Origin of the sequence: Microbacterium arborescens (assembly GCF_030369635.1) — a bacterium.
In the GTDB taxonomy this organism is placed as follows: domain Bacteria; phylum Actinomycetota; class Actinomycetes; order Actinomycetales; family Microbacteriaceae; genus Microbacterium.
Genome location: NZ_CP128474.1, coordinates 2,173,604 through 2,198,827 on the forward strand (window position 1 = coordinate 2,173,604; position 25,224 = coordinate 2,198,827).

Sequence of the window (25,224 nt, forward strand, 5' to 3'; positions counted from 1 at the left end):
GAGGGATGCCGCATCGCGCGGCATCCCTCCGTCGTCAGGTGCGTGAGAGCGGTCAGCGCTCCCAGAGCGATTCGTCGTGATCCGACTCCTCGTCCTCGTCGTCCTCGGCGTCTTCGTCGTCGGAGTCGGCGTCCGAAAGGTCGTCGTCGAGAGCGGCGTCGTCGAGAGCATCGATGTCGACGCCGTCGACATCGCCCGCGTGGGTGACCGCAGTGCTGCCGTCGGCGAAGTCGTCCTCGTCCACCTCGTCGTCGTCTTCATCGTCGATGTCATCGGCGTCGTCGAGCTCGGCCGCGTCGTCATCGTCGAGGTCGTCGGACTCGGACTCGTCCTCATCGGCGGCGGCCTGAGCCGCCTGGTAGTCGGCGAGCCGCACGGCCCACGGCACCCAATCGGGGGCCAGCAGTGCACCCGCCGCGGGCAGCAGTTCGACCTCGAGCACGGTGGGCTCGGCGCCGTCGACCGCCGCGACGCTGACCGTCCAGAGCCATCCGGGGTAGCCGGCGAGACGGTTGGCGAAGCGCAGCGAGACGACGCCGTCGGCCTCGATGACGTAGTCGACCGGGTCGCCGATCGTCGAGGCGGGGGTGATCTCGGCGAGCGCCGCGCGTGCCAGATCATGCGCGGCGAGCAGTCGCTCGTCGACGGTCACCGCCTCGGGGGCCGTGGGCTCGTCCGACGTCGAGACGTCGGGAGACTCAGGCGTCGAGGTCATCGGCGACCTTGCGCAGCACCGCGGCGATCTTCTTGCCGTGACCCGAGCTGGGGTATCGGCCGCGACGGAGATCGGCGCCGATGCCGTCGAGGAGCTTCACCAGGTCCTCGACGATGATCGCCATGTCGTCGGCGGGCTTGCGGTTGCGCTTGCTCAGGCTCACGGGAGCCTCGAGCACGCGAACGGCCAGCGCCTGCAGGCCGCGTTTGCCGTCGGCGACGCCGAACTCGAGGCGCGTGCCCGGCTTGAGCGACTCGGTGCCCGCCGGGAGTGCCGTGGCGTGCAGGAAGACGTCCTGGCCGTCATCGGAGGAGATGAAGCCGAACCCCTTCTCGTCGTCGTAGAACCTGACCTTGCCGGTGGGCATGTGCGTACCTCGCTGTCACGGACCGCGTTTCGCGGGCAGAACGGAATGCCGGGGCCGTGTGAGCCCCGGTAACCAGCCTACGGCACCGCCGCGAAGCGCTACGCTGATGCGGATGAGCACGCGCAGCCCGAGCGACGACCTCCCGGTCCGCCGTATAGACCGCATCCTCGCGTTCATGTCGCTGGGGCTGCTGGTCCTGGCGATCGTCTGCTTCTTCGCCATCATCATCGGCACCGCGACCGGCCTCGAACAGGCGGACTTCGGTTCGGGAGCCTGGCCGACGGTCAGCGCGATCGTGTGGATCGCTCCGCCGATCGCATTCGCCCTGCTGCTGACGGTGCTCATCATGACCTTCATCCGACGGAGCCGGGCCAACAAGGGCCGGTGACGTGTCTCCCGTCGACGCTCGTGCCCTCGCGACCTGGCTCGCCACGGTCGACGACGACGCCCTGACGGCACTTCTGCGTCGCCGTCGCGTCGGGGCCGATGCCGCCTGGGCCGATTTCTTCGACGCCGCCGAGGCCCTGCTCGATCCCGCCGCGGTCGCGAAGGCCGCTCCGCTGCTGTCGCGACCGCTCGTCGCCGCCATGGACGAGGCCGTGGCGTCGGACGCGCCGGTGCCCCCGGGCGCGGCGCGCGAGGAACTTCTTCACCTCGGGCTCGTCTCCCCCGACGGGCTGCCCTACGCCGGCGCCGCATCAGCATGGCGCGACCTCTCTCGACCCGACGCCGCCGCCCCGCTCGTCGCTGACGCGTCTCGCGAAGACGACGCGCAGCTGGCGGAGCGAGCGTTCACCGCGCTCTCGTCGCTCGCCGACGTCCTGTCGTTGACCCAGCCGTCACCGCTGGGACGCACCGGGGCGGGAACCCTCGGCGCGGGTGATCGTCGCCGCCTGATCGAGGCCGGAGCGGTGCCGGATGCGGCGACGGTCGACCTCGTGATCGGCATCGGTCTCGACGCAGGTCTGCTGGGTCCGGTCGACCGAGAATGGCGCGTGACGACCGAGGGCAGCGCGTGGCTCCTGCGCGGATCGGTCGATCGGTGGGTCGAGACCGCGTCACACCTGCGTGACGCGCTCCCCGCAGCTCTGCGCACGACGAGCGGCGGCTGGCAGCCGCTGACGGAATGGCATCACGCGTACCCGCTCGACCCGCAGTGGCCGGCACGTGCCGAGCGTCTGGCTGCGCAGTGGCGGTTCTGGGCGATCATCGACGCCTCGGGTCGGCCGGCCGCGTGGGCGACGGCCATGGCCGACGGCGGCGATGTCGACCGGGCTGCCCTCCAGCAGAACCTGCCGGGCGAGGTAGACCGCATCTTCCTCCAGAACGACCTCACCGCCATCGCGCCGGGCCCCCTCGAACCGGCGATCGACGCGCGGCTGCGCCGGGCGGCACGCCGCGAGTCACGTGCACAGGCCTCGACCTATCGTTTCTCCGCCGAGTCGATCGGAGCGGCGCTGGCCGCAGGCGAGGATGCGGCATCCCTCGCCGAGTTCCTCACGACCATCTCGCTCACGGGCCTGCCTCAGCCGTTGGCGTACGAGCTCGAACGCGCCGCGCAGCGCCAGGGCCGGCTGCGCGTGGGGACCGACGCGACCGGTCGGACGCAGGTCACCGCATCCGATCGGAGCGCACTCGACACGCTCGCGGTGGATCAGGCGCTCCGTCCCCTCGGACTCGTGCGTGATGGTGACCGGCTCATCAGCCGCAGCTCCGTCGACGCCGTCTTCTGGATGCTGAGCGATGCCCGCTATCCCGTCGCCGCGGTCGACGACGACGGAGCGGTGCGGATCCTCGACCGGGCCCGTCTGACCGACTCGTCCGAGGTCGCGACGGCCCGCTCCGAGGACGCGTCGTACCGCACGCTGATCGACCGCATCCGCGGCGCGCACTCCTCCGACGACGCGGATGCGGCGTGGCTGGGGCGCGAGCTCGAGCAGGCGGTGAAGGCGCGCGCGGTGATCGAGGTCAGCGTGCGCCTGCCCGACGGGACGACGCGCGACTTCGTGCTCGAGGCGACGGGTCTCGGCGGCGGCCGCCTGCGCGGGCGCGACCGCGCGTCGGACGTGGAGCGCACCCTCCCGGTGTCGAGCATCGTGTCGGCACGTCTGGCCTGAGCATCGCCGACGCTCGGCGCGCAGGCCGATGTCCGCTCAGCACCGGTACGATTGCTCGTTATGGCTGATGGCCCCCTGATCGTCCAGAGCGACCGCACCGTGCTGCTCGAGGTCGCCCACCCGAACGCAGAGGACGCACGCCACGAGCTCGCGATCTTCGCCGAGCTCGAGCGTGCACCCGAGCACATCCACACCTACCGCATCACGCGGCTCGGCCTGTGGAACGCACGTGCGGCCGGGCACGACGCCGAAGACATGCTCGCCACGCTCGACCGGTGGTCGCGCTTCCCGGTGCCGCCCTCGGTGTCGACCGACATCCGTGAGACGGTGACGCGCTACGGACGTCTCGTGATCGAACGTGATGACGAGGGAACGCTCGTGCTGCGCTCGCACGACGCGGCCGTCTTGGCGGAGGTCACCCGCAACAAGCGGATCCAGCCGCTGCTGCTGGGCCACCCCACCCCGGAGACCTACATCATCGATGCCTGGGCGCGCGGTCAGATCAAGCAGGAGCTGCTGAAGATCGGATGGCCCGCCGAAGACCTCGCCGGTTTCACCCCCGGCACGCCCCACGAGATCGAGCTGCACGAAGACGGGTGGAGCCTGCGGCCCTACCAGCGCAAAGCCGTCGACATCTTCACCGAGGGCGGTTCGGGCGTCGTCGTGCTCCCCTGCGGCGCGGGCAAGACGCTCGTGGGCGCCGCGGCGATGGCCGACACCAAGACGACGACGCTCATCCTCGTGACCAACACCGTCAGCGCACGGCAGTGGCGCAACGAGCTGCTCAAGCGCACGAGCCTGACCCCGGAAGAGATCGGCGAGTACTCCGGTCAGTCGAAGGAGGTCAAGCCGGTCACGATCGCGACCTACCAGATCCTCACGGCGAAGCGGAAGGGCGAGTACGCCCACCTCGCGCTCCTCGACGCTCTCGACTGGGGCCTGGTCGTGTACGACGAGGTGCATCTGCTCCCCGCTCCCGTGTTCAAGCTGACCGCCGATCTTCAGGCGCGACGCCGCCTCGGCCTGACCGCGACCCTCGTTCGCGAGGACGGCCGCGAAGGCGACGTGTTCAGCCTCATCGGACCCAAGCGATTCGACGCGCCTTGGAAGGAGATCGAGGCCCAGGGCTTCATCTCCCCCGCCGTCTGCTACGAGGTGCGCGTCGACCTCCCGGCATCCGACCGCCTCGAGTACGCCGCCTCGGCCGATGACGAGCGGTACCGTCTGGCGGCGACCGCGCACGCGAAGATCGGGGTCGTCCGAGACCTCGTCGCGAAGCACGCGGGCGAGCAGATCCTGGTGATCGGGCAGTACCTCGATCAGATCGATGTGCTCGCGGAGGCGCTCGGGGCACCGAAGATCACGGGGTCGACTCCCGTCGATGAGCGCGAGGAGCTGTACGACGCGTTCCGGACGGGCGAGGTCCCCGTGCTGATCGTCTCGAAGGTCGCGAACTTCTCGATCGACCTGCCCGACGCCTCCGTCGCCATCCAGGTCTCGGGCTCGTTCGGCTCGCGCCAAGAAGAGGCGCAGCGTCTCGGACGCCTGCTGCGACCGAAGTCGAACGGCCACACGGCGAGCTTCTACACCCTCATCGCGCGCGACACCGTCGACCAGGACTTCGCGCAGAACCGGCAGCGCTTCCTCGCCGAACAGGGATACAGCTACACGATCCTCGACGCCGAGAAGCTCGAGGCAGCCTGAGCGCACCGCCGCCGGCGGGCTGCGTCAGGGCTTGGTGAGCTCGGGCGTCGGCTCGCCGGGAAGCGGAACGGTCGCCGTCGGCGTGGGCATGGGGATCGGCGCCGGCATCGGCGTCCGCGGCATCGCGTATGTGCGCGCGATCGGGCGCCGCCGAAGCACGTACTCGACGGCGAGACAGTACCCCCCGAGCAGCAGGACCGACGTCGCGAAGCTCACCCAGCCGACATCCGTCGCCGAGGGGTCGGACCCCGCCACGATCCCGGTCACGAAGGCCAGCAGGTTGTTGACGATGTGCACCGCGATGGCCGCCTCCAATCCTCCGGTGCGCCAGGTGAGCCAACCCGCCGCGATCGCGAAGAGCGCCACGCCCGCCTGGCCGACCGGGTCGTACAGGTGCCCGATGACGAACAGGGGTACCGGGAGCAGGATCGCGAAGAGCGGATGCCGCAGCCACCGCCCGATCGACTGCATCAGGTAGCCGCGGAAGACGTACTCTTCCGCGGTGGCTTGGACCGGCACGACGAGGACGACCACGAGCAGACTCAGCCACAGGGCGCCGCCCGTCGGGGGCGTGAGCTGTGCCCCGGGATCCTCGGCGGGCAGCAGCGCGGTCACGAGGGTGACGACGAGCGCGACGGCGACGCCGAGCCCGGAGCACACGAGCAGCCAGCGCCATCGCAGTCGGCCGAACACGGCGGAGACGAATCCGAGGCGACGCCCGTTGACGATCAGAGAGGCGAGCAGGTAGGCGGGCAGCAGCAACGCGACCGAGCCGAGACCGATCAGCAGCGACAGCGGATTCGTGACATCCAGCGCCCCGGGATCGTCGAGCACGCGGTTCAGCGCCCGTGCCGCGTCGTCGTTCGACAACGCGACGAGGATCGCGGCGAGCGAGACGACGAGCACCATGAGCAGGAACAGGATGATGCCGAGAGCACCCACCGCGAGCGGCGTCCACCAGCCGGAACGACGGCGCGCGAAGACGAGTCTGTGGAATGCGAGACGGTCGGAATCGATCGGACGCGGCATGCTTCCATCCTCTCCCGACCTCTACCAGGTCGACCCACTGCCGCGCGATATCCAGCAAACCGATGGGATCCGGTGCCAGTATGGGCCTATGACAGCACCGCGCATTCTCGTCGTGGACGACGAACCGAACATCCGTGACCTGCTGATCACCGGGCTGAAGTTCGCCGGATACCAGGTCCGCGCCGTCGGCAACGGCGCGCAGACGATCTCGGCGGTGCTCGAGGAGGAGCCCGATCTGATCGTGCTCGATGTGATGCTGCCCGACATGAACGGCTTCAGCGTCACCAAACGGCTCCGCGGGGCGGGATACACCGCGCCGATCCTCTTCCTCACCGCCAAGGACGAGACCGAGGACAAGATCGAGGGCCTCAACGCCGGGGGTGACGACTACGTCACGAAGCCGTTCAGCCTCGACGAGATCGTCGCTCGTATCCAGGCCATCCTTCGCCGCACGATGCAGGCCGACGAGGAGTCGATCATCCGCGCCGGCGAGCTGACGATGGACCAGGACACCCACGATGTCCAGGTCGGCGACGTGTCGATCGATCTGTCGCCCACCGAGTTCAAGCTGCTGCGCTACCTGATGCTCAACCCGAACCGGGTGCTCAGCAAGGCGCAGATCCTCGACCACGTGTGGGAGTACGACTTCAACGGCGACGCCGGCATCGTCGAGAGCTACATCTCGTACCTGCGCCGCAAGATCGATCCGCACTCCTCCGAGCCGCTCATCCAGACCAAGCGCGGCTTCGGGTACATGCTCAAGGCCGACAAGTCGGCCTGATCCGCGGGAGCGCAGACGCCTGAGCGATTCCGCGAACGACGGCGTCACCCGCTGGTGGCGCGGCATCAGCCTGCGCACCAAGGTGACGGGGGTCATCGTCACGCTGCTCGCGATGGGGCTGATCGCCGCGGGCGTGGGCACGATGATCTTCCTCCGCAACGCGCAGGTCGCGGCCCTCGACGGCAGCCTGCGGTCGCTGGCTCCGACCGATCTGGCGAGCACCGTCATGGACGTCACCGTCGAGGACGGCATCGCCCTCTTCGAGGGGAAGGCGGCGCCGGCGCCGACCAACTTCGTCGTCGCGATCTACAGCGCCGAGGGAGAGCTGCTGTCGGTCGCGGGCGGACCCGAATCGGTGCGCCCCGACCTGCCCGCCTCGTTCCCCCTCGACCGGACGGTCGTCAAGGGCACGGAGCCCTTCGAGCTCCCCGCCCGCCAGGGCAACGGCACCTTCCACGCGAGCGTCGACGTGCTCCAGCCCGAGGGTTCGCGTGAGAGCTACACCCAGCTGGTCGCCCTGCCACTGACCTCGGTCACGCAGACGGTCGCCAACTTCATCAGCATCTACACGGTGATCGCCGCGCTGATCCTCCTCGCCGGCGCGCTCGGCACCCGGTGGCTGGTCACCCTGACCTTCCGCAGCCTCGGCCAGGTCGAGGAGACGGCGATGACGATCGCGGCGGGCGACCTGAGTCAGCGCATGGGCGACATCTCGCCCGGCACCGAGGTCGGGCGCCTGAAGATCGCCATCAACGCGATGCTCGACCGTATCGACACCGCGCTCGCGCAGCGCGACGCGACCGTGCAGCAGATGCGCCGCTTCATCGGCGACGCCAGCCACGAGCTGCGCACTCCGCTCGTGACCGTCCGCGGCTACGCGGAGCTCTACCGCATGGGCGCGATCACCGATGCGGAGCACACCGCGCAGTCGATGGAGCGCATCGAGAAGGAGGCCGTTCGCATGAGCGGCCTCGTCGAAGACCTCCTGGCCCTCGCGCGTCTCGACGAACGACGCGACCTCGTCATCAAGCCCGTCGATCTGCGTCCGATCGCCCGCGATGCCGCGCTCGACACGCGGGCCGCAGCACCCGAGCGCGAGGTCTCGGTGATCGAGTTCTCCGACGAGACCCTCACGGTCGAGGTGCCGACGAACACGGGAGCAGGATCGACGACCAAGCGTCCGGGCGGCGCCCGCAACCGCACCGGCCAGACGCTCTCACGCTTGCGGCGACGCCCCAAAGACGAGCGTTCCACCCGTTCGGGAGGCGACACGGCTCCGACGTCGCGGAGGACGGATGCCGCGTCAGCGGGCACCGCCGCCGACACCACCTCCGACACGAAGCCGCTGCTGCAACCGGCCGAACCGCCCCTGGTGCCCGTGGTGCTCGGCGACGAGAACCGCATCCGCCAGGTCGTCGCGAACCTGATCGGCAACGCGCGACGCTACAGCCCGGAGGGCACCCCCATCGAGATCGCGGTGGGCCTGGATCGTGACGCCCGCATGGGGTGGATCTCGGTGATCGACCACGGGGAAGGCATCCCCGAGCCGCTGCGCGAGAAGATCTTCCAGCGGTTCTGGCGGGCCGACACCTCGCGCACGCGTGAGACCGGCGGCTCAGGTCTCGGCCTGTCGATCGTGGCCTCGATCGTGGAAGCGCTGCACGGCTCGATCGACGTCCAGGGCACGCCCGGCGGCGGGGCGACGTTCCGCGTCGCCTTCCCTCTCGCAGATCGCCGCGAGGCAGCCGAGCACCTGTGGATCGAGACGCAGCCTTTGCCGCGTCTGCGCGACGAGCGCTGAGCCGAGCTCCGCGGGGTTTCTCCCCCGCCGCGTCGGGCTCAGCCCTGTCCCCGATCGCCCACGCGCGCGAGCGCGGCCCGGCACCCACGACATAGCGTTTCGGCATCCCACCGCACGACGCAAGGAGCGACATGGCCATCTTCTCGATCGACAGCGACGCCGTGGCGAGCGCGACCGCCGCCATCCGGGCCACCTCGGCACGCCTCGAGACCGATACGGGGGCCATGATGGCCCAGCTGACGCAGTTGCAGGGCTCGTGGACCGGAGGCGCCGCCCTCGCCTTCCATGCGGTCGCCGAACGCTGGCGCGCTGCACAGCGCGAGGTCGAAGCGGCACTGGGCGACATCGGGTCGGCGTTGGACGCGGCGGGTCAGCAGTACCTGCAGGCCGAGGCCGCGGCAACAGGCATGTTCCGCTGACGCCACCTCCAAACGCAGAACGGCCCCTCCCGAAGGAGGGGCCGTTCTGTATGCGATGGATCAGAAGTCCATGCCACCCGTGGGGTCGCCCGCGGGAGCCGGGGTCTTCTCCGGCTTGTCGGCCACGACCGCCTCGGTCGTGAGGAACAGGCCCGCGATCGACGCCGCGTTCTGCAGCGCGGAGCGCGTCACCTTGGCGGGGTCGATGATGCCCTGCTCGAACAGGTTGCCGTACTCGCCGGTCGCGGCGTTGAGGCCGTGACCGATCTCGAGCTCGGCGACCTTGTTGGCGACGACGCCCGGCTCGAGGCCGGCGTTGAGGGCGATCTGCTTGAGCGGGGCCTCGATGGCGACGCGAACGATGTTGGCACCGGTCGCCTCGTCACCCGTGAGCTCGAGCCCGGCGAACGCGTTCTTGCCGGCCTGGATGAGCGCGACGCCACCACCGGCGACGACACCCTCTTCGACAGCCGCCTTGGCGTTGCGGACGGCGTCCTCGATGCGGTGCTTGCGCTCCTTGAGCTCGACCTCGGTCGCAGCTCCGGCCTTGATGACGGCGACGCCACCGGCGAGCTTCGCGAGGCGCTCCTGGAGCTTCTCGCGGTCGTAGTCGCTGTCGGTGTTGTCGATCTCGCGGCGGATCTGGGTCACGCGGCCCTCGAGCTGAGCCGAGTCACCGGCACCCTCGACGATCGTGGTCTCGTCCTTGGTGATGATGACCTTGCGAGCGCGGCCGAGCAGGTCGACGGTCGCGTTCTCGAGCTTGAGGCCCACCTCTTCGGTGATGACCTGGCCGCCCGTGAGGATCGCGATGTCCTGCAGCTGCGCCTTGCGGCGGTCGCCGAAGCCGGGAGCCTTGACGGCAGCCGACTTGAAGATGCCGCGGATCTTGTTCAGCACCAGCGTCGCGAGAGCTTCGCCCTCGACGTCCTCGGCGATGATGAGGAGCTCCTTGCCCTCCTGGATCACCTTGTCGACGATGGGCAGAAGGTCCTTGATGTTCGAGATCTTCTGGTTCGCGATGAGGATGTACGGGTCCTCGAAGACAGCCTCCTGGCGCTCCGGGTCCGTGACGAAGTACGGGTTGATGTAGCCCTTGTCGAAGCGCATACCCTCGGTGAGCTCGAGCTCGGTGCCGAAGGTGTTCGACTCCTCGACGGTGACGACGCCTTCCTTGCCGACCTTGTCGATCGCCTCGGCGATCAGCGCACCGATCGAGGGGTCAGCGGCCGAGATCGAAGCGGTGGCAGCGATCTGCTCCTTCGACTCGACCTCCTTGGCGTCAGCGAGGAGCTGGTCGGTGATGGCCTTGACGGCCTTCTCGATGCCCTTCTTGAGCGAGATGGGGTCGGCGCCGGCTGCGACGTTGCGCAGACCTTCGCGCACGAGCGCCTGAGCGAGAACCGTCGCGGTGGTCGTTCCGTCACCGGCGACGTCGTCGGTCTTCTTGGCGACCTCCTTGACGAGCTCCGCACCGATCTTCTCGAACGGGTCGTCGAGCTCGATCTCCTTGGCGATCGAGACGCCATCGTTCGTGATGGTGGGGGCACCCCACTTCTTTTCGAGCACGACGTTGCGACCGCGCGGGCCGAGCGTCACCTTGACGGCGTCGGCCAGCGTGTTCAGGCCGCGCTCGAGGCCTCGGCGGGCCTCCTCGTCGAAAGCGATGATCTTTGCCATGTGTGTGTCGTCCCTCCCGGACGGTGGAGAACAGTCTTTAGCACTCGATGAAGGTGAGTGCTAAAGCCATTCTGGCACTCGCCCATGGGGAGTGCAAGCCGCGTCGTCGGCGACTGGCCGGGAAACGACAGAGCGCGCCGCGACGGCGGCGCGCTCTGTGCGAGAGGCGGGTTTCAGGCGACGACACGCACCGATTCCGCTTGCGGGCCCTTCTGCCCCGTCCCCACGGTGAACTCGACCGCCTGCCCCTCCTCGAGCACACGGAAGCCGCTCATCTCGATGTTGGAGTAGTGGACGAAGACATCCTGTCCCTCGTTCACGGTGATGAAGCCGAAACCCTTCTCGGCGTTGAACCACTTGACGGTGCCCTGTGTCATGCAAATCTCCTGATGCTGTGCGACAGCGTCATCGTAAGCAGGGCGTTCCGCCGGATCAGGCGGTTCCGGTCACTGTTGACACGGCCGCATCGAGAATTTCACGAGCGTGAAACACGCCCGCTCATTCGCCGTCCGATGTCCCGCTCGCGCGGTCCTGTCCGACGACGACGGTGAGTTGCTTGCTCGGCGCCCCGTCGGCGCTGTCGGGGCCGGCATACGCCTCGCTCATCTCCACGTCCGCGCCGCCGATGACCTGCGCGAGGCCTCGCGCGGCACCTTCGTCCGCCGCGGTCACGTAGAAGATCGTGGTGGTCGCGAAGTCATGAGTGCTCGCTTCGCCCGCGTCGACGACATCCGAGCTCCATCCCGCGCCCACGACGGTGTCGCGCAACGAGCTCGCCAGCCCCCGCTCCGACGTGGCGTTGAGGATCAGCACCGGATACGAGGTGTCGACCACAGGGTCGGCCTCGACCGGAGCCTCGACCACGGCCGTCGCGGTCGGCTCCGCCGGGAAGAGTGCGATGCGTCCGGTGACGATCATGGTGCCGACGACACCCGCCGCGACCAGGACGAGGATCGCCACCGCTGCCCACACCAGGAGGACGCCGGCGCGCAGCCGGGGATTCTCCGCCCGGTGGGCGCCGACTCGGGTGGTGTCGGCGGGGAGCTCGTCGAAGCGGTCTTTCGGGTATGTCGTTGTCGGCACGGAGGAATGCTATCTGCCGAAGCTCCGCGTCACATGGCCGCGCGGTCGGCGCGTGAGCGCTCGGCCGCCGCCCGCATACGCCGCAGCCGGTGCACGAGCAACGGGTCGTGCGAGACCGCGTCGGGCGAGTCGATGACGCGCCCGAGCAGCTGGTAGTAGCGTGCGGGACTCAGCGAGAGCTCCTCGCGCACGGCCTCTTCCTTCTCCCCGCTGTGGGCTCCCCAACGTGCCTCGAAGTCGAGGAGCGAACGGTCGCGATCAGACAGGGCCACGTGTCAACGCTACGACGACGGACGCCCGGAGTCCGGACGCCACTCCCACCACCGACCGAGCGGGTCGGCCGCGGCGTCGATCTCGCCGTCGAGGGCGACGGCGAAGCCGCCCGGCCAACCGGTCGGCACGGCCGCGGACCACCCCTCGTGGGTGGCCGGGTCGTCGATCGTGAGCCACCGGCCGAGCCCACGCGCGCGCTCGATCACCGGGGCGCGGCGCTCGCGCGGGATGTGCACGAGCACGCCGGGTGTCGTGACCACCAACGTCGCTTCGGCCGGCGCGAGGGCCGCGACCTCCGGGAGCAGATCGAGGGCGTCCCCGGCGAACATCAGCGGCGGTTCGGATGCCGCGACCGCGGCCGCGGCCCGGATGCGTTCGGCACGACCGTCCTCCCCGGGCCAGACCAGACGCGCGAGCCAGTCGACGTCGCTGCGGTCGCGCACGTCGAGCGGCGCGAGATCGATGCCGGCACGCCAGACGATCTCGGGATGCCGCACCTGCGGCATCCGCTCCCCCACGACCTCGGTGACGAGCTCCACCTCCGAGGTTCCCGCCGCCGGATCGAGCCGCACCTCGCCGTCGGCACCGACGTAGCGGTACGAGTAGCGGTCGGGATACAGGCACAGCCCCGCGCTCGCCCCCACCTCCAGCAGCGCGATCGGACCTTCGATACGCGACAGCGTCGGAAGAAGCACCGCGCACCGCAAGGGCTCGTTCGTCTGCACCGAGCGGGCAAGGCTCTCGGCGACGACAGCGTCAGCGTTCTCGAGCACCCACGCCGCCCACGACTCGGCGGCCACATCACCCGAGCCGAGCAGCCGGCACACCGCGAACACGAGCGGCGGCTGACGACGGTTCGCCGGCAGCCGGGAGAGGACCTCCTGGAGAGCCGTGTCGTCGACGACACGCCGCGCCCAGGCGGCGTACAGGTCGGAGCGCCCGGGGGCCTCGTCTCGGGCGAAACGCCGGTATCGCTCGATCACGGCGGCTAACTCGTCGGACATGAGGACATTCTCCGGGAACATCGACCCGCAACGTCGAGTTGAATAGGACGAGGCGAAGGAGCAGACATGACGTATTCCGTGAACAAGACCGACGAGCAGTGGCGCGAGGAGCTCAGCCCCGAGCAGTACGCGGTGCTGCGCCAGGCGGGCACCGAGCGCGCCTGGACAGGTGAGCTGCTCGACGAGAGCCGCGCGGGCTTGTACACCTGCGCCGCCTGCGGCGCCGAGCTGTTCCAGAGCGGAACCAAGTTCGACTCGCACTGCGGCTGGCCGAGCTTCTACGAGTCGGTGCGCCCCGAGGCGGTCGAGCTCATCGAAGACCGCTCGCACGGGATGGTGCGCACGGAGGTGCGCTGCGCCAATTGCGGTTCGCACCTGGGCCACGTGTTCCCCGACGGCTTCGGCACCCCTACCGGCGACCGCTACTGCATGAACTCGCTGTCGCTGTCGTTCACGCCCGAGCAGGAGAAGTGACCGGAGCCTTCGAGGCCGCCGGCGCGCGCCGGTCGTGGTCGAAGGTCACCGACGAGGCGCCCAGCCATGACGAGCTCGTGCGGCTGGTGTCAGCCGCGGGGCGCGTCGCCGATCATTCGTCGTTGCGCCCGTGGCGGCTCATCGAGATCCGTGGCGACGGTCGCACCCGGCTGGGCCGCGCGTTGAACAAGGCCGAGGGCAAGCGGGGGGTCTCGACGAAACCGATGCGAGCGCCCCTCCTCATCGCCGTCGTGGCGAGCTACAGCAAGAAGAGCAAGGTGCCGCGCTGGGAGCAGGAGGCCGTGGCATCCGGTGTCGCACACCTCCTGAGCCTGCTGCTCGACGAGGCCGGCTGGGGCGTCTTCTGGCGCACAGGAGGTGCCACACGATCGAAGGCCGTCGCGAAAGCCCACAAGCTCGGCAAACGCGAAGAACTGCTCGGGTGGCTCTACGTGGGCGGCAAGCCCGCCGATCGCGACTCGGGCCGCCGCAAGACGATCGACGGCGAGGCCTTCCTCAGCCCGATGCCCTGATCGGCTCGGGTCCGAGACTGGGCTTCAGGTCGGCGGCTGAGCGCGGGATCCCACCCGGCGGGTCGTCAGGCGGCTGTCGTCGAGCAGGTCCGTCATATCGACCTCGAGTGCCGCCGAGATCCGCGCCAGCTCTTCGATCGACATCGCCGACGGGCGCCGCACGTGCAAGCGACGAGCGAGCGTGCGCATCGGGATGCCGCTCGCCTCGGCAAGCCATTCCTGTGTCAACCGCTCGTCCGCGAGGACCGCGCGGATGGAGCGGGCCACGCGGGTACTTAGCAAGCCGTCTGCCATATGGCAACACTATTGACACTCTTGCTACATGGCAATTGTTCCGCCAAACTTGGCACGTGCCCACAGGAAAGAGACCGGAACCCGGCCCACTCAGTCGTCATGTCGCCGAGGTGCTCGCCAGCGAGATCGCGCGGCGCGGACTGCGTCAGACCGACATCGCAGCGCAGGCGGGCATGTCGGTCTCACAGTTGTCGCGCGTCCTCGGCGCCAAGAAGGTCTTCACGATCGACCAGCTCGACGCGGTGTGCCGTGCCGTCGGCATCCGCATCGCAGACGTCGTGGTGATCCCCGGCCAGCGGCGGAGCCGCGGCCCCGGCCCCATCGACATCTCGCGCAATGACGTGGGTGTTGCGAGCCGACCCCGTCGCGCGGTGGCCGAGTCGCCATCCGCCTGATCTGGGGACGGGGCGGCGGAACGGCGGCAACTCGGCCAAACTTGGGCACGTGCCCACAGGAAGAACACCGGAACCCGGCCCACTCAGCCTTCACGTCGCGAATGTGCTCGCCGGCGAGATCGCGCGGCGCGGGCTGCGTCAGACCGACATCGCCCTACAAGCGGGCATGTCGGCCTCGCAGCTGTCGCGTGTCCTCGCGGCGAAGAAGGTCTTCACGATCGACCAGCTCGACGCCGTTTGCCGCGCCGTCGGCATCCCCCTCCTCGATGTCGTCGTCATGCCGGGCCAGCGGTCCCGCCGCCCCCGCGACCGGTCCCACATCCCTCGCATCGATGTCGGACCCTCACGCGATACTGAGCGGGCGGTGGCCAAAGCGCCACCGCATGACCGCGGAGGGGATCACGGTGACGGATGACGAGCTTCTCGACACACTCGATGTTCTCGGCGTCAGCCTGAGCATCACCGATCTGCCACCCGACCGCGACGGCGAGTACGAGCACGGGCTCCGCATCGTCCGGCTCCGTCCGGGGATGGCCCGCCGCCTCCACCGGTCGGTGCTGGCGCACGAGTGCGCCCACGCCGTCTACGGTGACGTACCACTCCGCGATCCGCACCACGCCGAACGGCAAGAGGTGAGAGCCGACGAATGGGCGGCACGGATGCTGGTGCCGGTCGACGACTATGCGCGCGCCGAGAGCATCCACGACGGTCACGTGGATGCGATGGCCCTCGAACTGGATGTCACCGTCGACCTGATCCGGGCCTTCCAACGCACGCTCCAGCATCCTCGCGCCCTTCGCATGCCGGACATCCCGACGGGCGCGTCGCGGTAGCACAGCGTTCCGCATGCAGCCGACCGCATGAGTCGAGACGTAAAATCGACGGATGCCCGGATGCGCCTCGAGCGCGGGTCGGAGGCAGAAGCCGCTGGCCACCGGAGACACCGCGGGAGTCGCATTGCACGGAAACGCCACCACTCGTTACGACGACGTCGCCCTCCTCTCGGTCGCGAGTGTCCTCCCCTCTCGCGTCACCTCATCCGACGCGATCGAGGAACGATTGTCGGGCGTGCTGCGTGAGCTCAAGCTCAAGCCCGGCCTGCTGCGCCGCGTCGCGGGAGTGAACGAGCGACGAAACTGGGCGGCGGGCGAGTCGTCGGACGACGCGACGATCCGGGCAGGGCGCCGGGCACTCGACGAGGCCGGCGTGCGCCCCGACCAGATCGGCCTGCTCATCAACACCTCGGTGTCGCGCAAGCACCTCGAGCCCTCCGTCGCCGTTCGCCTGCATCACGGGCTCGGGCTGCCGACCTCGGCCATCAACTTCGACGTCGCCAACGCCTGCCTCGGTTTCATCAACGGCATGAGCCTCGCCTCGGGCATGATCCAGTCGGGCCAGATCGACTACGCCATCATCGTCAACGGCGAGGATGCCGATGAGATCCAGGTGAACACCGTCGAGCGCCTCAACCGCGGCGGTCTCGACCGCGAAGGCTTCATGAGCGAGTTCGCCTCGCTGACGCTCGGTTCCGGCGCCGCTGCGGCGGTGCTGGGGCGCGCGAGCGCGAACCCCGGCGGCCATCGCATCGTCGGCGGCGTGACGCGCGCCGCGACGCAGTTCCACGAGCTGTGCGTCGGGAGCGTCGACGGGATGTTCACCGATGCCAAGGCCCTCCTCAAGGGCGGACTGGCCCTCGTGGTCGACGCGTGGAAGGAAGCACAGTCGACCTTCTCATGGTCGACGGTCGACCGCTACGTCACGCACCAGGTCTCGTCGGTGCACACCAACGCGATCGTGAAGGCCGTCGGCCTCGATCGCCGTCGCGTGCCGGTGACCTACCCCCATCTGGGCAACGTGGGGCCGGCCTCGATCCCCATCACACTCGACGCGGAGAAGGCGACGTTGCAGCACGGCGACCGGGTGCTGCTCATGGGTGTCGGCTCGGGTCTGAACACGAGCATGCTGGAGCTCGCGTGGTGACCCCCACCGTGCCGCGCGGACTCCCCGGAATCGAGAGCGGCGTGTCGACGACGCGCGTCGTCGCCGGTGTCGGAGCCGACGCCGGCGCGCAGCGCCGGTGGCACCTGCTCGACACCGCGTCGGTTCTCGAGCGCGAGGGCATCTCTCCCGTCGGGACGATCGTCGCGGTGCACGGCAATCCGACCTGGTCGTACCTGTGGCGCGCCCTCGTCGCGACCTCGTTGGAGCGCGCGCGTGCCGGGGGTCCGGCGTGGCGCGTCGTCGCGGTCGATCAGCTCGAGATGGGCTATTCCGAGCGCACGACGCTGACGCGAGGACTGCCGCAGCGCATCGACGACCTCGGCGCGCTCATCGACGACCTCGACATCGCCGGCACGCTCGTCACCCTCGGCCACGACTGGGGCGGGCCGATCTCGTTGGGGTGGGCCGTTCGTCACCGCGACCGTGTCGACGCCGTCGCCGTGCTCAACACCGCCGTCCATCACCCCGCGGGGATGCCGCTTCCTTCCGCTCTGCGAGTCGCAGGCGCCCGGTCGCTGCTGGCCACGACCACGGTCAAGACGACCGCGTTCCTCGACACGACCCTGGCGTTGGCCGATCCGCCACTCGCTCCCGAGGTTCGAGCCGCATATCGCGCGCCCTACGCGTCGAGCGAGCTGCGGCGCGGCATCGGTGCGTTCGTCGCAGACATCCCGGCGACCCCCGAACATCCGAGCACGCCGGCGCTCGATGAGCTGGCCGGTGGTCTGGTCGATCTGACGGTGCCCGCGCTGCTGCTGCGCGGACCGCGCGACCCGGTGTTCGGCGAGCACCATCTCGACGACCTCGCGCGCCGTCTGCCTCACGCCGATGTGCACCGTTTCGAAGGTGCCGGCCACATGCTCGCTGAGGAACGGCCGTACGCCGACATCCTGCTCGACTGGCTCGACGACGCCGGGCTCTCGTCCGCCGACGCGGGTGAAGCCGAGGGCGCCGTCGACCGCGGCGCGTCTCCCGAGGTCGAGGATGCCGACGCGAGCGACGCGCAGGCGTTCGTGCCGATCTGGCAGCGGCTCGCCGACAGGCGGGACGACGACGACACCGCCGTGGTCGATCTCACGCGCCGAGTCGGCGGCGAACCGCTGGATGTCAGCTGGCGTGAGCTCGCGCAGCGTGTCGACGAGCTCGCCGCGGGGTTCGCGTCGTTCGGCATCCGACGCGGTGACCGCGTCTCGCTGCTGGTGCAGCCCGGACCGACACTGACCGCCGTGCTCTACGCGTGTCTGCGCATCGGCGCTGTCGTGGTCGTCGCAGACCGCGGGCTGGGCATCCGCGGGCTCTCGCGCGCCGTCCGCGGCACCGAGCCGGCGTTCGTCATCGGCGAGCGGGCCGGCCTCGCCGCGGCGCGGGCACTCGGCTGGCCGGGCCGACGCATCTCGGCTCCGAACCTGCCGGCCCCCGCGGCGCGCGCGCTCGGCGTTGAAGCCTCGCTCGCCGAGATCGCGGCGTCCGGTGCTCGCAGCGCGGTGCCGGCGCCGCCGTCCGCAGACGATGATGCGGCGATCCTCTTCACCTCGGGTTCGACCGGACCCGCGAAGGGCGTCGTGTACACGCACGCCCAGCTCGCCGCTCTCCGCGACGCCCTCGGTGCGCACTTCGATGTGACCCCCGACATCGGACTGGTGACGGGCTTCGCCCCCTTCGCCCTGCTCGGTCCCGCGCTCGGCACGCGATCGGCGACACCGCGCATGGATGTGTCCGCACCACGTACCCTCACCGCGACGGCGGTCGCCGAAGCGGTCCGCGCCTCGCGTGCCCGCATCGTGTTCCTCTCGCCGGCGGCCGTCGCCAACGTCTGCGCGACCGCCGGTGCCCTCACTGCCGACGACCGCGCGGCACTCGCACAGGTGCGGACGTTCCTGTCGACCGGGGCGCCGGTGAGCATCGACCTCCTGCGCCGGGCGCAGGAGTTGATGCCCGAGGCGGAAGCGCATACTCCTTACGGCATGACCGAGTGCCTGCTCGTCACGGACGTCACCCTCGACGAGCTCGAGCGCGCACAGCAGTCGCCCGATGCGGGGGTGTGCGTCGGTACGCCGATCGGCACGGGAACGGTACGCATCTCCGCGCTCGACGCCGACGGTCGTGCAACCGGAGACCTTTCGGACGCGCCCCACGTCACCGGCGAGATCGTGGTTTCGGCCCCGCACCTCAAGCGCGGCTATCACCGCCTGTGGGCGACCGATCGCGACGCCGTGCGCGACACCGCCTCTCACCCCGGGCGCTGGCACCGCACCGGCGACGTCGGACACCTCGACGCCGACGGCCGGTTGTGGGTCGAGGGACGACTCCCCCACGTCATCGTCACGAACGAGGGCCCGGTCACCCCCGTCGGCCCCGAGCAGCAGATCGAGAAGCTCGACGACGTTCGCCGCGCGGCGGTCGTCGGTGTCGGACCCCGAGGCCGTCAGGTATGCGTCGCGGTCGTCGAGACCACGCCGGGCGCGCGCCGGCCCGGCCTCGCGCCATCGGCACTGGCCGAACGCATTCGCGCGGCATCCGATGCTCCCGTCGCCGCCGCCCTCGTCGTCCCGGCGCTGCCCACCGACATCCGGCACAACTCGAAGATCGACCGATCGCGTCTGGCGGCCTGGGCCGAGCGGGTGCTCGCCGGCGAGAAGCCGAGCGCACCGTGATCGTCCTGGCCACCGGGGCATCCGGATTCCTCGGCCGCGCGGTCGTGGCCGATCTCATCGCCGCCGGGCATGACGTGCGCACGCTGCAGCGCCGACCCTCGGGCATCGCGGGAGCACGCGACATCCGCGGCTCGGTCACCGACGCGGCGACCGTGACGGAGGCCGTCGCCGGTGTGGAAGCCGTCGTCCACCTCGCCGCGAAGGTGTCGCTCGCCGGCGACCGACGCGAGTTCTACAACGTCAACGTCGGCGGCACGACGACCCTGCTCGATGCCGCCGCGGCGGCCGGGGTGTCGCGCTTCGTCCAGGTCTCATCCCCCTCGGTCGCCCACGCCGGCTCCGCCCTGGCCGGCGCCGCAGCCGATCCGGCCGATCCGGTCCGGGCGCGCGGCGAGTACGCCCGCACGAAGGCCGAGGCCGAACTGATCGCCCTCGGCCGAGACACCGAGGCGATGCGCGTCGTCGCCGTTCGGCCGCACTTGGTGTGGGGTCCGGGCGACCCGCAGCTCATCGAGCGCATCGTGGCTCGCGCCCGACGGCGCACACTGCCCCTCCTCAACGGCGGCACCGCCCTGATCGACACCACCTACGTCGACAACGCCGCGTCGGGCATCGTCGCGGCGTTGCACCGAGCGGATGCCGTCGGCGGCCGCGCCTACGTCCTCACGAATGGCGAACCGCGACCCGTCGGCGACCTCATGGCGGGCATCTGCCGGGCTGCAGGCGCCCCCGAGCCGAAGCTGCGCCTGCCGGCCGCCGTGGCCCGTGCTGCCGGAGCCGCCGTCGAGAAAGTGTGGGACGTCCGTCCCGGCGCCGACGAGCCGCCGATGACCCGGTTCCTCGCCGAACAGCTCTCGACCGCGCACTGGTTCGATCAGACCGAGATCCGTCGTGATCTGCAGTGGGCGCCGACCGTCTCGATCGACGAGGGACTGTCACGGCTCGCGGAGCACTACGCCGCGCGTCGCTGAATTCCGCTCAGCGCACGCGTCGCCGCCACGGCACGACCGCGATGACGACACCGACGAATGCGACGGCAGCAGCGGTCGTCGCGGCCAACAGCGAAGGCCCCGACGGCGGCGGTGCGATCGCGTCGAGGACGATCGACGCGGCGAGCAACCCGACCACCGATCCGAGGCCGAGGAGCAGCACTCCGGTGCGCTTCACCAGAGCGGCCGAGATGACGATGTACACGACGCCCATCGCCCCGCCGAGGTACATCCAGGGCTCGGCGGGCAGCGCCGACGGCATCCCGTTGACCGTCACGCTCACCGCCGCGGCGATACCCAGCGCGATCGAGCCGCCTGTGAAGTTCACCACCGTCGTCGAGAGGGGGCTGCCCAGCTCCTGGCGCAACCGGCCGTTCGTCCCCTGCTGCCAGGCGATGCCGGCTCCCGCGATCAGCGGCAGCGCCAGCATCCACCAGGCGACGGGCTCGCCCCGCTGCCCGAGCGCGCAGAGCACGACGCCGACGATCGCCAGCAGTCCGCCGACCAGGCGCGGGACGGTCACGGCCACGACACCGGCGGGGCCGTACCCGACGCGGTCGAGCACCAGCCCTCCTGCCGTCTGCCCCGCCACGAGACCGACGGTGAACAGCGCCACCCCGATCGTGGCGACCGTGAGCCCCTGGGTCGCGACCGTAACGGCCCCGGCGAGCCCGCCGAGGAGCATCCAGATCGGGATGCCGCGCCCCGCACCTGCCACGAGCCGGCGCAGACCCAGCCTGCCGCTGGGCACTGACAGGGTGATGACGAGGATCAGCACCAGTCCGGTTCCGAACGAGATGGATGCCGCGACGAAACCGTCTCCGAGCGCGGCGCCGAGCGCGCCGTTGATGCGCGCCTGCACGGCGGTGAGGACGCCGATGAACACCGTCGCGGCGATCGCCACGCCGAGCGGTAGAGCTGGGGGTCGGATCTGGTCGGTCACTCGGTCAATAGTGCATCAGGAGCGCCGCACACCACGAACCGCGGCCTCGCACTGCGTGTGCCCCCTCTTGACGCTGTCGTGGCGAACCGGGAGCGTGGATGAGGAGGACGGGGATCATCATGGGGCGATTCATCTATGGCAACGGCAACACCAAGGTCGAGATCGAGGATCGCGCGCTCGCGCACCTGCAACAGGTCATCGGATCCAAGCTGCGCCGCAACGAGTGCTTCTTCTTCACGTGGCGCGATGATGTGAGCATCGGCGACGGCCGTCGGTCGGTGTGGATCCATCAGAACGCCGACCTGGTCTTCAAGTTCCACGGCCATCGCTCACCGCAGCTGAATCGCGATTGGCTCGAAGCGCTCACCGCGGTCGCGAACTCCGGCAGCGGCCTCTACCTCACCCCCGAACCCGCGCCGCGCAGCCGCAGCAGCCAGGACCCCACGCCGCTGCCCGACCGAGCCGACGCGGTCGGTCTCGACTGACACCCGGCCTAGGCTGGTTCCCATGTACGTGGGCACCATTCGTCGGGTCGAGAACACCTCCGTCGAACTCGCGGGGCACTCGCTCGAGGAGATCCGGGATCAGGCACAGGCTGCGGCCCCCGAGGGTTTCGACCTCGTGTCGGCACCGGTGCAGATGATCAAGGGCAGCACCGAGCTCAAAGCCACCGCGACCTACCAGCGACGCGATGGCCTGCGCGACATCGAAGCAGACGACCGCGCAGCCCTGTTCGCAAAGGTGCCCGAGGGCTGGCAGCTCGTCAACATCCGGAAGCATTGACACGACGAGCGCGCGCGCTAGCCCGCCGCACTCGACTTTGCAACCCCGTGCTCGTCGGGGGGCTGCCGTGGCATCGTGCAGGGCGATGCGTTACGTGAAGTACGGGGGCGAGACTTTCATCACCAGCGATGCTGTCGCCCGTGCCCTGCTGGCTCTGACGGCGAGCGTCGCGGCGACCTCGGGAAGCGAGGTCGTCACCATCCTCGCCATCGAGCCCGGTTCGGACGAGCCCGCGCAGGTCGACCTCGTGATCGGGAGCGGCATCCACATCCTCTCGCGGCCCGCGGCCGTCGACATCCCCGAACCCGACTTCGAGGATGCCGTCGGCTGGTTGCAGCTGCATCCCGACTTCCCCCGGCGTCAGGCCGAACCCGACGTGGGGTCGAACCCCGAAGACCCGTCGTCGTGGAACGACGACTTCGGCGGAGCGATCGACATCATCTGAGCCCCGTTCCGGTCGGTGTGGCCACGACGGCGCCGCCGAGGTGGCCGTCCGTGAGCCATTCCACGCGCGCCCCTTGACTGCAGGCCGAACTACGAGGACCGTTGACAGTCAGCAAGCATGCAAAGTTGCTTCGGCTCCCCGCTCCCCCATTTCATCGGAGCGGCCGACGCTTTGTGCACGCACGGAGGCCATCATGGGCCGCTTCATCTACGGAAACGGGAACAGCAAGGTCGAGATCGAGGACCGCACGCTCGCCCACCTGCAACAGGTCTTCGGAGCGAAGCTCCGCCGGAGCGAGCCCTTCTTCTTCACCTGGAAGGACGACCCGAGTGTGGGCGGCGGGCGGCGGGCTGTGTGGGTCCACCCGAGCGCCGACATCGAGTTCAAGTTCCATGGCAGCCGCGAACCGCGGCTCAACCGGGAGTGGATCGCGGCCCTCGCCGCCGTCGCGAGCTCTCCCACAGGGCTGTACGTGATCCCGGAGCCGGCGCCGCGGGCGGCATCCTCGCACGGCGGCGCGGAGCTCCACGGTGAACGCGTCGCCGGATGACGGATCTCTCGCGCTCCGTTCTCGCGGCCAGCGGCGTGACCTGAGAGGTCAGGCGGCCGCAGGCTCGGGTACCAACCGCAACCCCGCCGCACTGTTCGCCGCCTCGTTGAGAAGCACCAGCCACCGCCGATTGAGTGCGCCGGACGGCGCCTCCGCGAAGCTGAAGTACAGCGAGGATGCGCGTGAGATCCACACGCTTCCGTGGCCGCCGTCTCGACCGTCGATCGCGTCGTCGCCGTGCGTGCCGGGCTCACTGCCCCACGTGAAGATGAAGCTCTCGTCGCGTCGGAGCTTGGTGACGATCACCGCTCGCAGGTGCTGCAGCGCCCAGTCATCGATGTTGATGGCCGGTGCGACACCGTAGATCAGATGCCCCATGGTCCCCACCCTCTCGAGCAACGGTCCGGCCCCGACCTCGGGACCAGAGCACTCCTGACTCTGAGCGTCATGAGCGGCTGACCAAAATGTACCTCCACCGGGAGGGGTCACGTGACTGCGCCGTGCGCAGGAAGGGTGCGCGTCGGTCCCCGCTCGCACAACCCGCCTTGCGCACACTGCTCGCCCGGGGAGAATTGGCGGGTGCGTCGAATCATGTACGGAGGGGGCGTCGTCCTCACCACGGACGACGTCGCCGACGCGCTGCTCCGTCTCGGCGTCGCCCTCGCGAACCTCTCCCACACCGAGCGGGTCACCTTTCCCGTCGCTAGGGACGATCCTGCCTACGGCAGCGCCGACATACTCCTCGGCCCGGGCATCGCGATCATGTCCGAGCCCGCCCCGTGGCATGGGGACGAACCGGACTTTTCGACCGGCGCGACCCTGCTCCGGATGCATCCCCACTATCCGCACCGGGGTGCCACCGGGCGCGCGCAACCGGCGACGCCGATCGAAATGGACAATTGGGACCCGGATCTCGAGGGCTACTGACGCAGGCGACCCACGCGTCCCCCGATCGTCGTCGCCGACCAGGCCGACGGGAGCCGGTACCGTCTACGACCTCGTGGCGACCCGTGGGAAGCGCCGTCCGAATCGGCGGGTCGGCTGACCTGCGCTTTCAGAGCCGACTACGGGACTCGAACCCGTAACCCCCGTATTACAAGTACGGTGCGCTACCAATTGCGCCAAGTCGGCAAGGTGTCCAGTCTACCGACGGACAGGGGCCGCGCAGAAACTCCGACGGCCGAGGCTCGGGCGCGTCAGGACGCGGGCGCCTCGGTGGGCGTCGGGGTGGGGGTGGGTGCCGACTTGTAGTACGCGTCACTCGCGGTCGTCAGGACGAACTGCGAGAACTCTGCCGGGTCGCTCAGATCGCCGATGTACTGCTTGCCGTTGACGAGCACCATCGGCGTGCCGGTGAGCGAGAGCCCGTTGGTGTCGGGGATGCCGGCCACGGCCCGCTCGGTCGCCGACTTCGCCCACGCGGCGTACGAGCCCGACTCGATGCAGTCGCGGACGACGCGGGTCGAGTCGACCCCGGAGGCCTGCGCCATGTTGGCGAGCTCGGTGTCGGAGTAGCCGTCGGTGTCGACCTCGGGCTGACGCGTGAGGAGTTCGTTGTTGAACGCGAAGAAGGCGTCGGGGGCGTTCGTCGCCACGCAGGCGGCGGCGCTGGCCGCGCGGAGCGAGTACTTCGTGCCGTTCGACTTCGCCGTCAGCATCGCCACCGGGTAGTAGCTGAGGGTGACGGCGCCGTCGTCGACCCAGGAGGTGAGCTGCTGAGCGTTGGCGACCTGCCACTCGCGCGCGCCGGCCGAGAGGTAGTCGACGTAGACGCGGATCTCCACGGGCGGGGTCGCCGTGCTCGTCGGGGCGGGAAGCCCTTCCGCGGGAGTCGCGGCCGCGGCATCCGGGGCGGCCTCTGCCGGCGCAGACGCGTCGGTCTGGGCGGCGATGTCGGTCGAGACCGACGTGTTGACGACATCGGCGACGACGAAGCCGTCGCCCGACGCGGTCGCCGGCTCGAGCTGCGGCTTGCTGCCGGCGCTCGAGACCGTCCAGGTGACGGCGACGGCCGCTGCCGCCACGATCCCGACGGCCAGCACTCCCAGACCCGAGCGACGTGCGATGCGCGCACGCGACTGCCGGCTGTGAACCTGGAGCGCCTTCTCACGCACCGCCTCGCGGCGGTCGGTGACTGCCGGCGTTTCAGGTGCGTCAGGGGTGTCGTCAGAAGACATGGAACCTCGGGGA

At 69.8% G+C, this 25,224-nt stretch carries 31 protein-coding genes and 1 tRNA gene; 19 read left to right on the forward strand and 13 right to left on the reverse strand.

Translation table 11 applies throughout. The annotated features are described in order from the left end of the window. Positions 1-52: 52 nt before the first annotated feature. Complete coding sequence (locus tag QUC20_RS10310) at positions 53-715, reverse strand: DUF3027 domain-containing protein (protein ID WP_289329812.1); 663 nt, start codon at positions 713-715, stop codon at positions 53-55. After that, positions 699-1,082, reverse strand: coding sequence for a cold-shock protein (locus tag QUC20_RS10315; protein ID WP_023954781.1), 384 nt, complete (start codon positions 1,080-1,082; stop codon positions 699-701). Before QUC20_RS10315 ends, QUC20_RS10310 begins: the two co-directional genes overlap by 17 nt. 112 nt (positions 1,083-1,194) lie before the next feature. Between QUC20_RS10315 and QUC20_RS10320 the strand changes: the two genes are divergently transcribed. The 3 genes from QUC20_RS10320 to QUC20_RS10330 are packed head-to-tail and all read left to right on the forward strand — an operon-like array spanning position 1,195 to position 4,903. Beyond that, entirely contained in the window at positions 1,195-1,470 is a 276-nt protein-coding gene (locus tag QUC20_RS10320; RefSeq protein WP_120265034.1) for a multidrug ABC transporter ATPase, read from the forward strand. A gap of 1 nt (position 1,471) precedes the next feature. Next, positions 1,472-3,199, forward strand: coding sequence for a helicase-associated domain-containing protein (locus QUC20_RS10325; protein ID WP_289329813.1), 1,728 nt, complete (start codon positions 1,472-1,474; stop codon positions 3,197-3,199). A 60-nt stretch (positions 3,200-3,259) separates the two neighbouring features. After that, positions 3,260-4,903: a DNA repair helicase XPB gene (locus tag QUC20_RS10330; RefSeq protein ID WP_120265032.1), complete on the forward strand. Its 1,644-nt coding sequence runs from the start codon at positions 3,260-3,262 to the stop codon at positions 4,901-4,903. Between the two features lie 24 nt (positions 4,904-4,927). Here the strand turns inward: QUC20_RS10330 and QUC20_RS10335 are convergent, their stop codons facing one another. Continuing rightward, positions 4,928-5,932, reverse strand: a complete 1,005-nt coding sequence (locus QUC20_RS10335; protein ID WP_120265031.1) for a CPBP family intramembrane glutamic endopeptidase — start codon at positions 5,930-5,932, stop codon at positions 4,928-4,930. 88 nt (positions 5,933-6,020) lie between these two features. On the opposite strand from QUC20_RS10335, the gene QUC20_RS10340 reads away from it, so the two are divergent. The 3 genes from QUC20_RS10340 to QUC20_RS10350 all read left to right on the forward strand — a co-directional run bounded on the left by QUC20_RS10340 (position 6,021) and on the right by QUC20_RS10350 (position 8,933). Then, positions 6,021-6,713, forward strand: coding sequence for a response regulator transcription factor (locus tag QUC20_RS10340; RefSeq protein WP_023954791.1), 693 nt, complete (start codon positions 6,021-6,023; stop codon positions 6,711-6,713). A gap of 142 nt (positions 6,714-6,855) precedes the next feature. Continuing rightward, positions 6,856-8,514, forward strand: a complete 1,659-nt coding sequence (locus QUC20_RS10345; RefSeq protein WP_396652176.1) for a sensor histidine kinase — start codon at positions 6,856-6,858, stop codon at positions 8,512-8,514. A 131-nt stretch (positions 8,515-8,645) separates the two neighbouring features. Continuing rightward, a complete protein-coding gene (locus QUC20_RS10350) occupies positions 8,646-8,933 on the forward strand; it encodes a WXG100 family type VII secretion target (RefSeq protein ID WP_289329814.1) in 288 nt (95 codons plus the stop codon). A 60-nt stretch (positions 8,934-8,993) separates the two neighbouring features. On the opposite strand, the gene groL is transcribed toward QUC20_RS10350, so the two are convergent. From groL to QUC20_RS10375, 5 genes are all read right to left on the reverse strand, one after another. Continuing rightward, positions 8,994-10,613 carry a chaperonin GroEL gene (gene groL, locus QUC20_RS10355; RefSeq protein ID WP_120265029.1) on the reverse strand — a complete coding sequence of 540 codons (1,620 nt, stop codon included), beginning with the start codon at positions 10,611-10,613 and terminating at the stop codon, positions 8,994-8,996. 173 nt (positions 10,614-10,786) lie between these two features. Further along, positions 10,787-10,990: a cold-shock protein gene (locus QUC20_RS10360; protein WP_023954799.1), complete on the reverse strand. Its 204-nt coding sequence runs from the start codon at positions 10,988-10,990 to the stop codon at positions 10,787-10,789. A gap of 121 nt (positions 10,991-11,111) precedes the next feature. Next, positions 11,112-11,696: a LytR C-terminal domain-containing protein gene (locus tag QUC20_RS10365; protein ID WP_120265028.1), complete on the reverse strand. Its 585-nt coding sequence runs from the start codon at positions 11,694-11,696 to the stop codon at positions 11,112-11,114. Positions 11,697-11,725: 29 nt separating this feature from the next. Next, positions 11,726-11,968: a DUF3263 domain-containing protein gene (locus QUC20_RS10370; RefSeq protein ID WP_120265027.1), complete on the reverse strand. Its 243-nt coding sequence runs from the start codon at positions 11,966-11,968 to the stop codon at positions 11,726-11,728. Positions 11,969-11,977: 9 nt separating this feature from the next. Then, positions 11,978-12,973 carry a DUF2332 domain-containing protein gene (locus QUC20_RS10375; protein ID WP_289329815.1) on the reverse strand — a complete coding sequence of 332 codons (996 nt, stop codon included), beginning with the start codon at positions 12,971-12,973 and terminating at the stop codon, positions 11,978-11,980. Positions 12,974-13,039: 66 nt separating this feature from the next. On the opposite strand from QUC20_RS10375, the gene msrB reads away from it, so the two are divergent. Both msrB and QUC20_RS10385 read left to right on the forward strand, forming a co-directional pair. Continuing rightward, positions 13,040-13,447 carry a peptide-methionine (R)-S-oxide reductase MsrB gene (gene msrB / locus QUC20_RS10380; protein ID WP_120265025.1) on the forward strand — a complete coding sequence of 136 codons (408 nt, stop codon included), beginning with the start codon at positions 13,040-13,042 and terminating at the stop codon, positions 13,445-13,447. Beyond that, on the forward strand, positions 13,444-13,980 hold the full coding sequence (locus tag QUC20_RS10385; protein WP_120265024.1) for a nitroreductase family protein: 537 nt from the start codon (positions 13,444-13,446) through the stop codon (positions 13,978-13,980). Before msrB ends, QUC20_RS10385 begins: the two co-directional genes overlap by 4 nt. A 24-nt stretch (positions 13,981-14,004) precedes the next feature. Here QUC20_RS10385 and QUC20_RS10390 read toward each other — a convergent pair whose 3' ends face one another. Next, positions 14,005-14,274, reverse strand: a complete 270-nt coding sequence (locus tag QUC20_RS10390; protein WP_120265023.1) for a helix-turn-helix domain-containing protein — start codon at positions 14,272-14,274, stop codon at positions 14,005-14,007. Between the two features lie 56 nt (positions 14,275-14,330). Between QUC20_RS10390 and QUC20_RS10395 the strand changes: the two genes are divergently transcribed. From QUC20_RS10395 to QUC20_RS10420, 6 genes are read left to right on the forward strand one after another with little or no spacing between them, the layout of a single operon-like run. Then, entirely contained in the window at positions 14,331-14,669 is a 339-nt protein-coding gene (locus QUC20_RS10395) for a helix-turn-helix domain-containing protein (protein ID WP_183045419.1), read from the forward strand. 49 nt (positions 14,670-14,718) lie between these two features. Then, entirely contained in the window at positions 14,719-15,084 is a 366-nt protein-coding gene (locus QUC20_RS10400) for a helix-turn-helix domain-containing protein (RefSeq protein WP_289329816.1), read from the forward strand. Then, entirely contained in the window at positions 15,053-15,502 is a 450-nt protein-coding gene (locus QUC20_RS10405) for an ImmA/IrrE family metallo-endopeptidase (protein WP_289329817.1), read from the forward strand. The genes QUC20_RS10400 and QUC20_RS10405 overlap by 32 nt, the downstream gene beginning before the upstream one ends. A gap of 52 nt (positions 15,503-15,554) precedes the next feature. After that, complete coding sequence (locus QUC20_RS10410; protein WP_120265020.1) at positions 15,555-16,649, forward strand: 3-oxoacyl-ACP synthase III; 1,095 nt, start codon at positions 15,555-15,557, stop codon at positions 16,647-16,649. Next, the gene (locus QUC20_RS10415) at positions 16,643-19,324 is read left to right on the forward strand and encodes an alpha/beta fold hydrolase (protein WP_289329818.1); all 2,682 of its coding nucleotides are present in this window, start codon (positions 16,643-16,645) and stop codon (positions 19,322-19,324) included. The genes QUC20_RS10410 and QUC20_RS10415 overlap by 7 nt, the downstream gene beginning before the upstream one ends. Beyond that, positions 19,321-20,295: an NAD-dependent epimerase/dehydratase family protein gene (locus QUC20_RS10420; RefSeq protein WP_289329819.1), complete on the forward strand. Its 975-nt coding sequence runs from the start codon at positions 19,321-19,323 to the stop codon at positions 20,293-20,295. The genes QUC20_RS10415 and QUC20_RS10420 overlap by 4 nt, the downstream gene beginning before the upstream one ends. Before the next feature lie 7 nt (positions 20,296-20,302). On the opposite strand, the gene QUC20_RS10425 is transcribed toward QUC20_RS10420, so the two are convergent. Then, a complete protein-coding gene (locus tag QUC20_RS10425; protein ID WP_289329820.1) occupies positions 20,303-21,256 on the reverse strand; it encodes a DMT family transporter in 954 nt (317 codons plus the stop codon). Between the two features lie 119 nt (positions 21,257-21,375). Between QUC20_RS10425 and QUC20_RS10430 the strand changes: the two genes are divergently transcribed. The 4 genes from QUC20_RS10430 to QUC20_RS10445 all read left to right on the forward strand — a co-directional run bounded on the left by QUC20_RS10430 (position 21,376) and on the right by QUC20_RS10445 (position 23,034). Further along, positions 21,376-21,741 carry a DUF7882 family protein gene (locus QUC20_RS10430; protein WP_120265016.1) on the forward strand — a complete coding sequence of 122 codons (366 nt, stop codon included), beginning with the start codon at positions 21,376-21,378 and terminating at the stop codon, positions 21,739-21,741. A gap of 22 nt (positions 21,742-21,763) precedes the next feature. Beyond that, a complete protein-coding gene (locus tag QUC20_RS10435; RefSeq protein WP_289329821.1) occupies positions 21,764-22,039 on the forward strand; it encodes a hypothetical protein in 276 nt (91 codons plus the stop codon). An 85-nt stretch (positions 22,040-22,124) separates the two neighbouring features. Continuing rightward, positions 22,125-22,484 carry a hypothetical protein gene (locus QUC20_RS10440; RefSeq protein ID WP_289329822.1) on the forward strand — a complete coding sequence of 120 codons (360 nt, stop codon included), beginning with the start codon at positions 22,125-22,127 and terminating at the stop codon, positions 22,482-22,484. A gap of 193 nt (positions 22,485-22,677) precedes the next feature. Then, positions 22,678-23,034, forward strand: a complete 357-nt coding sequence (locus QUC20_RS10445) for a DUF7882 family protein (protein ID WP_289329823.1) — start codon at positions 22,678-22,680, stop codon at positions 23,032-23,034. A 48-nt stretch (positions 23,035-23,082) separates the two neighbouring features. Here the strand turns inward: QUC20_RS10445 and QUC20_RS10450 are convergent, their stop codons facing one another. After that, complete coding sequence (locus QUC20_RS10450; protein ID WP_289329824.1) at positions 23,083-23,412, reverse strand: DUF7882 family protein; 330 nt, start codon at positions 23,410-23,412, stop codon at positions 23,083-23,085. Positions 23,413-23,613: 201 nt separating this feature from the next. Between QUC20_RS10450 and QUC20_RS10455 the strand changes: the two genes are divergently transcribed. Then, positions 23,614-23,961, forward strand: a complete 348-nt coding sequence (locus tag QUC20_RS10455) for a hypothetical protein (protein WP_289329825.1) — start codon at positions 23,614-23,616, stop codon at positions 23,959-23,961. A gap of 131 nt (positions 23,962-24,092) precedes the next feature. Here the strand turns inward: QUC20_RS10455 and QUC20_RS10460 are convergent. Both QUC20_RS10460 and QUC20_RS10465 read right to left on the reverse strand, forming a co-directional pair. Then, a tRNA-Thr gene (locus QUC20_RS10460) sits at positions 24,093-24,165 on the reverse strand. Between the two features lie 65 nt (positions 24,166-24,230). Further along, the gene (locus tag QUC20_RS10465; RefSeq protein ID WP_120264965.1) at positions 24,231-25,211 is read right to left on the reverse strand and encodes a DsbA family protein; all 981 of its coding nucleotides are present in this window, start codon (positions 25,209-25,211) and stop codon (positions 24,231-24,233) included. Positions 25,212-25,224: the final 13 nt, after the last annotated feature.